Here is a 12,678-nt window from a genome sequence, read left to right on the forward strand (position 1 = left end):
GTCCTGGCGCGGAGGACCCAAAATGATTTTTAAATCTCGTTTTCTTGCAGTGCTTCTGATTGTCTTGACCAGCGTGGCCGGTTTCACCAGCGCAGCCCGAAGCCAGGATGAAGTCCCGCCCTGGGCAGACGAAATCGGGCAGATGACCAATTTTCTTGCCTGCAAGGGAAACCCTTACGCCCTTTGCTACTATTCCGGTCCGGAGCAGGCGACCCAGGTTCGAAACGGGTCCCCGTCCATGCCGTGTGTCGTCTCACCGGATGGCAAGAGTGCGGACTGCACCTGCTATGCGGTGACCAAGGAAGATCAGGTGAACCAGACCTACAACTTCGTTCTGATCGGCTCGATCCTTGATCCGAAAATCCGCGAGGAGACGATCAAGACCTGCGGTGCAGAAGGAGAAAACTGCCGGAACATGAAGAACCTGGCCATCTGCAACATCTCCAAGAACATGCCGGGCTGCACCGTTGCACCGGTTTGCAGCCATCTGGGCTCCATCGCAAACAAAACGCCGCCGACGCTCTATCCGAATACGAAGGCAGAACTGATTTCCACGTTCAGCTTTGCCTATGCAGGAGACCACCCCTTCGGCTCCACCGACTGCAGCGCCACACCTGGCCCCTATGCCGGCTGCATGACTGCCCCTTGCACGACGGCAGCGAACGGCGAGACCACCTGCAAATGCCCGATCTACAACGGGCCCTATCAGGTCGGCTTACGGCTGAACAAACTGCCCCCGCTCAGTTGCGACATTTCTCCCAACGTCTGGTCCGCCGCTGAAAATCCCGGCAACTGAGCAACCCTCCCGAGAGCGGCGGGTCTCAGGATCCGCCGCTGCCTCCCCTTACTCTCCAGCAAAAAGGCCGGTCGGGAAACCGTCGAGACTGATCTGGTTCTTTTCGCGCTGATAGGCTTCCAGTTCTTCGGAAGACTTGGCTGCAGCCCAGCGGTCAAGCGACTGACGCTCAGCCTTGTAGTCGAACAGCGGCACGCCGAAGCCGCAGGAGGTCTGAACCAGATCGATGTCGATCAGGATCATCTGGCGTGCCCCTGGCGGCTCATGGCCCTCGAAAGGTCCGGCCAGAAGGTCGGCATATTCGGAGCTGTCTCGCCGGATGACGCGGCCGCTGCCGAACAGACGCAGGATCTGCGGCGGCCCTTCAACAGCACAGAACATGATGGTCAGCCGGTTCGACTGGCCAAGATGCGCGGCCGTCTCGTTGCTGGATCCGGTCTGGTCGAGATAGACGGCCTGGTTCGGCCCAAGGATCCGCAGCGCCGACGCTGGCTTTGGCGACACGTTCACACGCCCGTCCGGAGCGGCAGAGCCGGTAAAGAAAATGTGCTGCCGGGCAAGGAAGTCCGACAACCGGTCGTCGATGGATGGAAACTGCTTGGCCATGGGTCCTCTCCCGATTACCCATCAAGGAAACTCCAGACCGCCCGCTTGGTCAATTTAGTTGAACTCAACGGAGCAACAAAAAACCCCGGAGAAAGTCTCCGGGGTTCCTTGAGTTCAGCTCACCTTGCCGTTTAACGGGTCAGCGGCTTGTACTTGATGCGGCTCGGGTCTGCGGCATGGGCACCGAGACGGCGGACCTTGTCCTTTTCGTAGTCTTCGAAGTTGCCTTCGAACCACTCCACATGGCTGTCGCCTTCAAAGGCGAGCATATGCGTGGCCAGACGGTCGAGGAACATACGATCGTGCGAGATGACCACGGCGCAACCGGCGTAGTTTTCCAGCGCGTCTTCGAGTGCGGCCAGGGTTTCGGTGTCCAGATCGTTGGTCGGCTCATCGAGCAGAAGAACGTTGGCGCCCCGCTTCAGCACCTTTGCCAGATGCACGCGGTTGCGCTGACCACCGGAGAGGTCGCCCACCTTGGCCTGCTGAGCCGGGCCCTTGAAGTTGAAGGACGAGCAATAGGCGCGGGAATTGATTTCCTTGCCATCGAGATAGATGATCTCGTTGCCGTCGGAGATTTCTTCCCAGACCGTCTTGTTCGGGTCCAGCTTGTCGCGGGACTGGTCAACGTAGCCCAGATGCACGCTGTCACCGATGATGACGTCCCCATTGTCCGGCTTTTCCTGACCGGTGAGCATCTTGAACAGGGTCGACTTACCGGCACCGTTCGGGCCAATGATGCCGACGATGCCGCCGCGCGGAAGCTTGAAGGACAGGTCTTCAATGAGCAGGCGGTCGCCAAAGCCCTTGGACACGTTCTTCACTTCGATGACGTTGTTGCCCAGACGCTCGCCAACCGGGATGAGGATCTGTTCGATGGAGGGCATGCGCTCCTCCTGCATCGACAGCAGATCTTCATAGGCCTTGATACGCGCTTTGGACTTGGTCTGACGGCCTTTCGGCGACATGCCCATCCATTCGCGCTCGCGGTCGATGGCCTTGGAGCGGGCCATGTTCTCGCGGCCTTCCTGCACCATACGCTTGGCCTTCTTCTCCAGATAGGCGGAGTAGTTGCCTTCGTAGGGAATGCCCTGACCGCGGTCGAGCTCGAGAATCCAGCCCGTGACGTTGTCGAGGAAGTAGCGGTCGTGGGTGATGATCAGCACGGAGCCCTTGAACTCGCGCAGATGACGCTCCAGCCAGTGAACGGTTTCAGCGTCCAGGTGGTTGGTCGGTTCATCGAGGAGCAGCAGATCCGGCTCGCTGAGCAGCAGCTGGCACAGGGCTACGCGGCGGCGCTCACCACCAGACAGGTTGTCGACCGGGCTGTCGGACGGCGGGCAGCGCAGGGCTTCCATCGCCATCTCGACCTTGCTGTCGAGGTTCCAGAGATCTTCAGCGTCGATGATGTCCTGAAGCTTCGCACCTTCCTCGGCCGTTTCGTCCGAGTAGTTCATCATCAGTTCGTTGTAGCGCTCGACGATGGCCTGCTTGTGGGCAACGCCCTCCATGCAGTTTTCCTTGACCGTTTTGGTCTCGTCCAGCTTCGGCTCCTGCGGCAGGTAGCCGACCTTGGCCCCTTCTGCAGCCCAGGCCTCACCGGAATATTCCTTGTCGAGACCGGCCATGATCTTCAGCAGGGTCGACTTACCGGCGCCGTTCGGGCCGAGAATACCGATCTTGGCGTCCGGGTAGAACGACAGATGGATGTTGTCGAGCACCTTCTTGCCGTTATAGGCCTTGGAGAGGCCATGCATATGATAGATGAACTGGCGCGCCATGGGGCTCCGCATCTCCGCGTTTAGAATGATGGAATCCGGGGATCTTTTGCCGGTCTTTTACGGGAGATTGGATGCGGGGGCAATGGGGGCCTTCCCCACAGTCCCATCATCTCCCCGGACAGACGGTTTCCTGCCCCATTTTCTGCTTCGCACCACTGCACCCGTCAGCCTGAGACCATAACCGGCACCCCGTCCCTTGCAGACTGGAGAATGGCCTCGATCACCCGCAGAGCCTGCAGGCCATCGCGGGCGGTGACGCGCGGCGCTTCGGTTCCCCGGATCACTCCGGCAAAATGGCGCATCTGGCGGACAAGCGGATCTTCAAAGGAATAAGCCTGCTGCGAGGCATCGATCGGTTCCCACCAGCTGCGGGTTCCGGCCTGATGCCAGAGCTTCAGGGAGGGCAACTCAAGGGAGCCGTGGGTTCCGCCAATCAGGTAGCAGGCCTCGCCTGTCGGCGGATAAACCGGATTTTCCCGGGCGGTCAGTTCCCAGCTCCAGGGGGCGACAGCCGTATCGGACACATTGGCCGTGCCCAGCGCCCCGTTGGCAAAGGCAAAGCTGATGACAGCGCTGTCTTCTACCGCATGGCCACGGGTGCGGTTGCTGGAAAAACAGCTCACTCGCTCGACCGGACCACAGAGATGCTGCATCAGGTCGATATCGTGAATGAGATTGGTGTAGACCGGCCCCGCTCCCGGCTGGCGGCGCCATTCTGGCGCGAAATAGTCTGCGGGCTTGAACAGCCAGCCCATGACACTGACCGAGACCACCTGCCCTAGCCGCCCCTCGCTCACCAGCGCTTTTGCTTTCTCAATCAGGGGATTATAGCGGCGGTGATGGCCAGCCAGCAAAGGCACGCCAGCAGCCTCACCCGCCAGAACCAGTCGCTCGCCTTCCTCTGAGCCGATGGCCACAGGCTTTTCGATGAGCGCGGGCACGCCAGCCGCAATCGCCTCCAGCCCGTTTTCGACATGAGACTGATTGGGGGTCGCGATGACCAACCCGTCAGGACGGGCTTTTTCCAGCAAGGAAGAAATATCCGCAAACCAGGGAACGCCAAGTTCTGCGGCCAATTCCCGTGCCGGGTCCCCCGGATCTGCGATGGCCGTCAGTCTTGCCGCGCCCTCCGTCTGCCCGATGGCTGAAATGTGCTTGCGGCCGATCAGGCCAGCACCGGCAACGGCAATTCCTGCTGCTTGTGTCATGTCAGTTCCTCCCAGCCTCAACTGAGACCAAGGCAAGGAGACACGCAAGGCTTGAAAGACCCGCGACGGTACGCCGCAAGTTGGACCGTAACGATACATCGTTGAAAATACAGAATTTATATACGACTCTTGAAGTAAAAATGACTGTCATTTTTAACTAGATCAGAAATTGTTTCCAAATGTTTCCAAGACTTATAAATTTTAGACACGAAGATAACGGATCAATTCTTCCTATCGTCGCCTTAATGTTTCTATTGGTAACTGTCATTGCGGGATCGAGAATTGATTTTGCCCGCGCAGTAAATCTGCGGGAAAAACTTTCAGTTGCCCTTGATGCATCCGCACTCTCCCTGGCTGTAGAGCTTTCCTCCAGCACTCTCACAGACGCGCAAATTGCCTCTGCGCTTTCCGAAGTCTTTACGGCCAACTTTGACGACAGCACCTATCTGAGCACGGCACTTTCCAATCTGAGCTACTCGCTCAACACTTCGGAAGGCACAATTGCCATCAGCACCAAGGCTGCCGTGGGCACTAGCTTCATCGCACTTGGCGGCATCGGGCCGGATACCTTGACCGTCGATGTGAACACCGAAGTTGCCTATTCCCAGTATGAAGTCGAACTCGCTCTGGTGCTGGACGTCACAGGCTCGATGAAGAACGACATCGACACCTTGCAGGAAGCAACGGAAGATCTGGTCGATACGCTGATCCCCTCCACATCAACGGAAGACACCAGCAAGGTCAAGATCTCGATCGTCCCCTACAGCCAGGGGGTCAATCTTGGCAGCTATGCGACCACCGTCAGCAATGGCAATTCGTCCAGCAATTGCGTGACCGAAAGAGTTGGCGAGGCGCAATACACCGACGATGCCTACAACTACACGCCAGACGACGCCAGCGCGGTCAAGGACACCTATTTCGGCGGCGGCAGCAGCAGCTGCCCCGACAGCGACATGAAGCTTCTGCCGCTTACCAGCGACCGGGACGACCTGATGGACAAGATCGATGATCTGGACGATGGCGGCGGAACAGCAGGCCAGACCGGAATCGCCTGGGGTTGGTACACGCTCTCGCCGAACTGGTCCAATCTCTGGCCAACAGACAGCCAACCTTCTGCCTATAGCGATGATGACGTCCTCAAATTTGCGGTCATCATGACCGACGGCGACAACAACGCCTATTACGACCTGAAAGAAACCCAGACCTGCACTCAGACAGGCACCTCCGGCAAGTTTGGTGGCACGAAAACCTACACCTGCACCACATCGACAAAATGGACCGCCTATAGCGAATCCGAAGGCTACAACAATACATCCTCGACACGGGCGAGAACCCTGTGCGACGCCATGAAAGACGCCGGAATCACCATATACGGCGTCTATTTCGGCACGAGCAGCTCTTCCGCCGGCGCCAAGAACATGAGCAGCTGCGCCAGCAGTTCAGACAATTTCTATCAGGCATCGTCCAGCACCGAATTGATCAGCGCTTTCGGCAACATCGCCAAGACCATCCAGGCCATCCGGCTGATCAAGTAACCTCAAACCAAGCAACATACGAGAGAGGCAAAACCGGAAGCGCCAAACCGTACCGGCTTTGTCGCCGCCGGTCTTGCCCTCTGCCGTCTCCCCCTCCTAGAGTTGCGCCCGACAAAGGCTTCCAGATTGGAGGCAGGCGACCTGGGAGGACTTGATGGGAACCGCTTTGACCGCACGGGACATTCTGCCGGAGGAGGCAAATGCGCTTCTCGTAGGGCGGGTTTGGGATGAAAAGGCCGGAGGACCCACACCGGTTCTGGTGGATGGAGAACATCTGCGTGATCTGTCCAGCCTTGCTCCAACCTGCGCCCAGCTGCTCGAACTGCAGGATCTGGTCAAATCCCTGGAGGACAAGACCGCCTTTCCGCTTCTGGGCAAGCTGGAGGACTATCTCTCCGGCAAGTCGGGCAAGCTGCTTGCCCCTTGCGATCTTCAGGCGGTGAAGGCTGCCGGGGTCACCTTTGCGGACAGCATGCTGGAGCGGGTGATCGAAGAACAGGCCAAGGGCGACCCCAAGCGGGCTGACGAGATCCGGGCCAGACTGGCACCTGTGATCGGCGAAAACCTCAAGGGCGTGAAGGCCGGCTCTGAAAAGGCCGCCGAGGTGAAGAAGCTGCTGCAGGAAATGAACCTGTGGTCCCAGTATCTGGAAGTCGGCATAGGTCCGGACGCAGAGATCTTCACCAAGGCCCCTGCGATGGCATCGGTCGGCTGCGGCGCAAAGGTCGGCATCCATCCCATTTCCGACTGGAACAACCCGGAGCCGGAAGTGGTTCTTGCCATCCGCTCCGATGGCAGGATCGTTGGCGCCACCCTCGGCAATGACGTCAATCTGCGAGATGTTGAAGGCCGCTCCGCCCTGTTGCTGGGCAAGGCCAAGGACAACAATGCGTCTTGCTCGATCGGCCCTTTCATCCGTCTGACGGGAACAGGATTCGAGGTCGAAGACATCGGCACACTGGATGTCTCGCTGACTGTCACTGGCGACGATGGCTTTGAAATGTCCGGCGTCTCCCACATGGCCGCCATCAGCCGCTCACCGGAAAACCTTGCTGCGCAGACATTGAATGCCAACCATCAATACCCTGATGGCGCCATGCTGTTCCTCGGCACCATGTTCGCCCCGACCAAGGACCGGCGCGGGGCAGGACAGGGCTTCACGCACGAGACCGGCGACCGTGTAGAGATTTCCTCGCCCCGCCTTGGCAGCCTGATCAACTGGGTCGACCGCACCGACCGGATCGAACCCTGGACCTTCGGCCTCACAGCCCTGATGAGCAACCTCGCCCGGCGTGGTTTGCTCTGACCGGATACCCCCACCAGTCTGAGGCAATTCGGACTTGCCTCAGACTGGTGGCAAAGCTGCCACCTCTCCACCGTCATCCTCGGCCTTGAGCCGAGGACCTTCACAAGTCAATGGCTTGCAGATGGCCGGGTCAAGCCCGACCATGACGAACGGGAAAGAGGCACCCTTTGTCATCAACCTCCGCAAGTCAGATTTGCCTTTCCCCCCCCAAGACGCAGAACTTCCGAACAACGATCACGTCTCTTGCCTACATTTAAATACCAAGTTATATATCTCGTTATCAAACGGAGACAAGAATGCTGGAAGATGTTGTCCGCGCCCTTGGACATGCAACGCTTGGCAGCCGGTTACGGCGGCTCGGGGAACGGCTCCAGGCCGACGCACAGGACCTGACAGGCATCCTGACCGGCAAGGACCTGCCCTCGCCGCATCACACGGTTCTGGCAGCTCTCAACCGGAACGGACCGCTGAACATCGGTGACCTTGCCGCCAGCCTCGGCCAGAGCCAGCCGGGGGTCACCCGCATGATCGGCAAGATGAAGGCGGCAGGCCTGGTCACGGCTGAGACCGCCCCCACTGACAAGCGGGTCAGCACCATCCACCTGACGAAAGAAGGCACGGCCCGGATCACCGAACTGGAAGCCCTGCATTGGCCTGCGGTCGAAGCTGCAGTGGCAGACCTCTGCGGACAGATTGACGGCAGCCTGCTGGATCAACTGAGCGCCCTAGAAACCCTGTTGACCGAAAAATCCCTGAAGCAGCGCGTGCTTGAAGCGCAAGAACCCGAGACCAAGCCATGACCCGGACCGGTGATCCTCTAGAGAAGGTCGTCTGGAACTCCCTGACGACCCGGCACGCCCGCTTCGCCCTGAGCACAGACATGGCCCGGCGCTTCAATCCGGACATCTCTCCCTTTGCGGCGACGCCCGATGACACGCCGGAAAGCCTCTCGGCGCTTGCTTCCCTTCTGGCTGGCCCGCAGGATGAGGTTTTCCTGCTTCAGGTCCGCCCGGTCGCCCTGCCCGCCACCATGGAACTGCGGATGAAGGCCGATGGCCTCCTGCTGGTAAAAGACAGGCAAATTCCTCAGGTCAAGTGCAGCCATCCGGTTCTGGATCTTGGCGCAGCAGACGCCCAGGACATGCTGGACCTTGCAACCCTGACCAAGCCGGGCCCATTCAAGCTGAGAACACCGGAGCTCGGCAGTTTCATTGGCGTGCGCATCGACGGGCGACTGGCCGCCATGGCTGGCGAGCGCATGAACCTTGAAGGCCATACGGAAGTCAGCGGGGTCTGCACCCATCCGGACTTCCGGGGCCTGGGGCTGGCAGGCGCCCTGTCGGACCAGGTGGCCCGGCGCATCGAAGCACGGGGTGACACACCATTTCTCCATTCCTATGCCAACAACCAGGGCGCCCTGAAACTCTATGACAAGCTGGGGTTCACCATCCGCCACCCGGTCCACGCAGCCATTGCCGGATTGACCGCCTGATCACAGGGCGAAGTTCAACGGTCCTTCAGGCCGTACCAGCCATAGGCCCCAAGAAGGTAGAGTTGGCGCAATCCTGCCAAGGGAAACCGCCGGGGAACGGTTCCGATGACAGCAGGCAGATCCTGAGGTTTCACCTCTCCCAGGATCATGCCGCCGGCCTTTTCTCCGCACAAGGACGCCATCGCAACGCCGCTGCCATGATAGGCGAGCGAAGCAAAAACGCCCTCCATTCCGGGCACCGGCCCCGTGAAGGCGGCCCGGCTCCGGCTCAGGGCAACATGCCCGTGCCAGGCATATTCCGTGTCCACAAGCGTCCAGGCCGGGAACATGCGCTCGAAATCGGCCCTTCCACGCGCGTACATGGCTTTGAGGGCCTCCGCGCTTTCAAACACCCCGCCACGGGTTCCGAAGAGAAAGCGCCGGTCAGGCATCAACCGGAAATAATGCAGCAAAGTCCTTGTATCGGACGCCATGAGGCCGGAGGTCCAGCCCTGCTCCGACAATTCATCGTCAGTCAGGGGACGGGTGACCATGATCGACGACATGACCGGCAGCAGCCGGCCGGAAAGCCAGGCAGGCGCCCCTTCGCGGCTATAGGCATTGCCTGCCAGAAGCACGCGCGGCGCACGGACACTGCCGAGCCGGGTTACAAGACGCCAGTCCGCCCCCTCCCGTTTCATGCCCGTCACTTCGGAATGGGCGAAGACCCGCGCCCCAAGGCTGCGAACCTTGTCGGCCAGGGCCTGAACATAGCGCAAGGGATGCAGGGCAAAGCCCTGGGGCACATGCATGGCGCCATGGAACTCCGGCCCGGCAAGACCACGCTTGGCAGCCTCTTCCTTGTTCAGGACCCGTGCTCCAAGACCAAAGGAGCTGTTCAGATATTCCGCTTCCGCCTTGAACCCTTCGAAATCCTTCGGACGGTGGGCGAGATAGACTTCACCGCGCGAATGCCGGGCGGCATCCACCTGCCAGCTTTGCAGCCTCTCCCCGACCAGTTCCATGGCTTCGCATTGATAGGCAACAAAGCGCTTGGTCTCTTCCAAACCATAATGCCGCACGAGGTCCGGATAGCTGCGCTTGGTACCGCCAAAACAGCAGAAACCGCCATTCCGGCCGGAGGCACCCCAACCAGCGCGGCGCGCATCCAGCAGGCAGACGGACACGCCGGAACTGGCGAGCTTCAGCGCGGCAGAAAGGCCGGTGTATCCCGCCCCGATGATCGCGACGTCGAATCGGGCGTCTCCGACAAGCTGGCGATCTTCCTTGATGGGACCGGCAGTGGCTTCCCAGTAACTGCCCGCTGCCATCGGTTCCTTCTCGCCAACCTGCCCCATCGTTTCAGATCCCCAGCTTGTCGCGCAGGGAGAACCAGGTCATCGCCAGCACCAGAAGGGGGAAACGGAGCCTGTCACCGCCCGGGAAAGCGGGAATGCGCAGGCTCTCGAAAATATCGAACCGCTCCTCACGCCCGCAGATGGCTTCCGCCACGATCCGCCCGGCGAGTGTGCCCATGGCGACCCCATGGCCGGAATAGCCTGTGGCCGTCAGCACATTCGGCGCGACCCTTGCAAAATAGGGCATGCGCTTGGTGGTGATCGCCAGCGTCCCGCCCCAGCCATAGTCGATCCTCGCATCCCTGAGCTGAGGAAAGATCTCCAGCATCGGCTTGCGGACGAAACTCTTGATGTCCTCAGGAAAGCGATAGCCGTAGTTTTCTCCACCGCCGAACAGCAGACGCCGGTCGGCGGAAAGCCGGAAATAGTTGATCACGAACTTGCTGTCGGCCACCGCCGCATTGTTCCGGATCAGGTCTTCCGCTTCGCTCTCGGAAAAGGGCTCTGTAGCAATGATGAAATTGTTGATCGGCATGACATGAGACGCGGTTGTCCGGTCAAGCCGGCCAAGATAGCCGTTGCAGCCAAGCACAAGATGTTTGGCCCGCACCCTTCCCTCGGCGGTGGTGATGTCAACGCCGGTGCCGGTTTCCTGATAGCTTTCGGCCTTGGAAAGCTCGAAGATCTGGGCACCGGAGCGGGCAGCAGCCGCCGCAAGCCCCAGGGCAAAGTTCAGCGGATGAAGATGCCCAGCGCCCATGTCGATGGCACCGCCGAAATAGGCCGGGCTGGCGACGGCATGGCGCATCTTCTCTTCATCTAGAAACTTGATCTTGTCATAGCCATAGGCCTCCAGAAGGTGGTCCACATACTCACGGGTCTCAGGTACCAGCCCCGGACGGTGAACCGCTTCGATGATGCCATGCCCGTAGTCGCATTCAATGGAATGACGCTCGATCAGCTCCCGGACGATCGCCTTGGATTCTTCGCCCAGCGCCCAGAGGCGGCGGGCATGGTCCAGTCCGTGACGGCTTTCCAGCGTCATCTGATCCGTACGCTGCCCGGATCCCACCTGGCCGCCATTGCGGCCCGAAGCACCCCATCCGACCCTGTTGGCTTCCAGCAGCACCACCGACAGGCCCCGCTCGACCAGATGGAGCGCGGCGGACAGGCCCGTATAGCCGCCCCCGATGACACAGACGTCGCACCGGATCTCCCCGGCGAATTGCGGATATTGCCCTCGCCGGTTCGCCGTCGCCGCATAGTAGGAAGGCGCATGCTGTCCGACGGTGTCGTTGGCGGTCAGAAGGTCAAGCGATCGGGACATGATGGTTGCAGAGCTTGAATCGGGACAGGGCAGACTATCCCCAGACCTTCAAACGCCCGACCCAATTTTGCAAGCAGTAAGGACAAGTTGCGGCAAGATTGCCGGAATTTCCAAAAGGATTGGCAGACCCACCTGCGGTTTTGTCCTGATTTCGGGCAGGTTTGCGCGAGAAAGATGCAAGCCGGTTGCCAATGGAGTACAGCTTCACAAAAGCCTTGCGGGAACAGGAGACAAGTCATGGCCAGGAGCAACACTTACCATCCATTTTTCCGCCCGCTCTGGCGGAGGGTGGCACTTGTTGCAGTATGTGCAGGCTGGGCAGGTTTCGAGGCCTACATGGGCAATGGCACCTGGGCCATGATTGTTGCCGGTATCAGCGCCTATGCCGCATGGGCCTACCTGATCGACTGGAAGGAGCCGGATCAGGAAAGCAAAAGCGGCGGCGGGGAAAACTAACCCCGCCACCCACAGTCAATTTCAACCTTCAGAAAATGCCGTTGGCTTTCTGCAGGGTCCGCACGTAGCTGACGATCTGGACAAGCTGATCATCAGTGACATCCGGCACTGGCGGCATGTCGCCAAAGGGCCAATGATGTGCCCGCACACCCCGGCGGGCGGCCATGACAAAGGCCATGTCACCATGGTGGTTCGGCTCGTAGATCTTGTGGACCAGTGGCGGTGCCACTCCATCCTGGCCAGCCGCATTCGCGCCATGGCAGACCGCACAGTTGCCGTTGAAGGCCACCTCGCCTTCAGCCGCAAGACCCGTCAGTGCCGGAACATTGACCGCCACGATCGGTGCGCCCGATGCGGCTTTCCCGGACGTGTCCGGCTTCAAGAGATACCAGGCACCGGCGGCAACAACGACCGCAGCCAGACCTGCACTTATCCAGTTCAAACGCATGGTTCCCCCGCAAGGTCACTGATGATCGGACAGTCAGGGCGGCGGTCGCCGTGACAGCTATGGGCCAGAGCGCTCAGGGTCGCCTTCAGCTCGGTCAGTTCCTTGATCTTCTTGTCGATCTCGACAACCTTTGCCTCGGCTATGGCCTTCACGTCAGCACTGGCCCTGTGCTTGTCGTCGTAAAGAGACAGCAGCAGCCGGCACTCCTCGATCGTGAACCCCAGACTGCGCGACCTTTGCAGGAACCGCAGGCGGTGAACCTCCATCTCGGAATAGTCCCGGTAGCCATTTTCGGAGCGGACCGGAGTGATCAGCCCGATTTCCTCATAGTAGCGGATGGTCTTGCGGGGCAGGTTTGCCTGCTCCGCGGCTTCACCAATATTCAT

The 12,678-nt window shown here is 60.0% G+C and carries 13 protein-coding genes; 6 read left to right on the plus strand and 7 right to left on the minus strand.

What is annotated here, in order from left to right; translation table 11 throughout:
- The first annotated feature begins 22 nt into the window (after positions 1-22).
- A complete protein-coding gene (locus BUA94_RS10710) occupies positions 23-796 on the plus strand; it encodes a hypothetical protein (protein ID WP_073013820.1) in 774 nt (257 codons plus the stop codon).
- Positions 797-844: 48 nt separating this feature from the next.
- Here BUA94_RS10710 and BUA94_RS10715 read toward each other — a convergent pair whose 3' ends face one another.
- The 3 genes from BUA94_RS10715 to BUA94_RS10725 form a co-directional block, all read right to left on the minus strand.
- A complete protein-coding gene (locus tag BUA94_RS10715; protein ID WP_073012836.1) occupies positions 845-1,402 on the minus strand; it encodes a pyridoxamine 5'-phosphate oxidase family protein in 558 nt (185 codons plus the stop codon).
- A 131-nt stretch (positions 1,403-1,533) separates the two neighbouring features.
- Entirely contained in the window at positions 1,534-3,183 is a 1,650-nt protein-coding gene (ettA, locus tag BUA94_RS10720; protein WP_073012838.1) for an energy-dependent translational throttle protein EttA, read from the minus strand.
- Between the two features lie 164 nt (positions 3,184-3,347).
- A complete protein-coding gene (locus BUA94_RS10725) occupies positions 3,348-4,391 on the minus strand; it encodes a Gfo/Idh/MocA family protein (RefSeq protein WP_073012840.1) in 1,044 nt (347 codons plus the stop codon).
- A 179-nt stretch (positions 4,392-4,570) separates the two neighbouring features.
- On the opposite strand from BUA94_RS10725, the gene BUA94_RS10730 reads away from it, so the two are divergent.
- The 4 genes from BUA94_RS10730 (at position 4,571) to BUA94_RS10745 (ending at position 8,724) form a co-directional block, all read left to right on the plus strand.
- Positions 4,571-5,926 carry a pilus assembly protein TadG-related protein gene (locus BUA94_RS10730; RefSeq protein WP_073012842.1) on the plus strand — a complete coding sequence of 452 codons (1,356 nt, stop codon included), beginning with the start codon at positions 4,571-4,573 and terminating at the stop codon, positions 5,924-5,926.
- A 154-nt stretch (positions 5,927-6,080) separates the two neighbouring features.
- On the plus strand, positions 6,081-7,232 hold the full coding sequence (locus BUA94_RS10735) for a fumarylacetoacetate hydrolase family protein (protein ID WP_139251086.1): 1,152 nt from the start codon (positions 6,081-6,083) through the stop codon (positions 7,230-7,232).
- Positions 7,233-7,528: 296 nt separating this feature from the next.
- Complete coding sequence (locus BUA94_RS10740) at positions 7,529-8,032, plus strand: MarR family winged helix-turn-helix transcriptional regulator (RefSeq protein WP_073012846.1); 504 nt, start codon at positions 7,529-7,531, stop codon at positions 8,030-8,032.
- On the plus strand, positions 8,029-8,724 hold the full coding sequence (locus BUA94_RS10745) for a GNAT family N-acetyltransferase (RefSeq protein ID WP_073012848.1): 696 nt from the start codon (positions 8,029-8,031) through the stop codon (positions 8,722-8,724). The genes BUA94_RS10740 and BUA94_RS10745 overlap by 4 nt, the downstream gene beginning before the upstream one ends.
- Positions 8,725-8,738: 14 nt before the next feature.
- Here BUA94_RS10745 and BUA94_RS10750 read toward each other — a convergent pair whose 3' ends face one another.
- Together BUA94_RS10750 and BUA94_RS10755 are read right to left on the minus strand one after the other, a co-directional pair.
- Positions 8,739-10,061 carry an NAD(P)/FAD-dependent oxidoreductase gene (locus BUA94_RS10750; protein WP_073012851.1) on the minus strand — a complete coding sequence of 441 codons (1,323 nt, stop codon included), beginning with the start codon at positions 10,059-10,061 and terminating at the stop codon, positions 8,739-8,741.
- 4 nt (positions 10,062-10,065) lie between these two features.
- A complete protein-coding gene (locus BUA94_RS10755; RefSeq protein ID WP_073012854.1) occupies positions 10,066-11,388 on the minus strand; it encodes an NAD(P)/FAD-dependent oxidoreductase in 1,323 nt (440 codons plus the stop codon).
- 237 nt (positions 11,389-11,625) lie between these two features.
- Here BUA94_RS10755 and BUA94_RS10760 point away from each other — a divergent pair, with 237 nt between their 5' ends.
- On the plus strand, positions 11,626-11,844 hold the full coding sequence (locus tag BUA94_RS10760; protein WP_073012856.1) for a hypothetical protein: 219 nt from the start codon (positions 11,626-11,628) through the stop codon (positions 11,842-11,844).
- Positions 11,845-11,872: 28 nt separating this feature from the next.
- On the opposite strand, the gene BUA94_RS10765 is transcribed toward BUA94_RS10760, so the two are convergent.
- Both BUA94_RS10765 and cueR read right to left on the minus strand, forming a co-directional pair.
- Entirely contained in the window at positions 11,873-12,292 is a 420-nt protein-coding gene (locus BUA94_RS10765) for a c-type cytochrome (RefSeq protein ID WP_073012859.1), read from the minus strand.
- Positions 12,283-12,678 (minus strand): Cu(I)-responsive transcriptional regulator, encoded by a 396-nt coding sequence (gene cueR / locus BUA94_RS10770; protein ID WP_073012862.1) that lies wholly within the window; start codon positions 12,676-12,678, stop codon positions 12,283-12,285. The genes BUA94_RS10765 and cueR overlap by 10 nt, the downstream gene beginning before the upstream one ends.

Source organism: Roseibium suaedae (genome assembly GCF_900142725.1).
Taxonomy (GTDB): domain Bacteria; phylum Pseudomonadota; class Alphaproteobacteria; order Rhizobiales; family Stappiaceae; genus Roseibium; species Roseibium suaedae.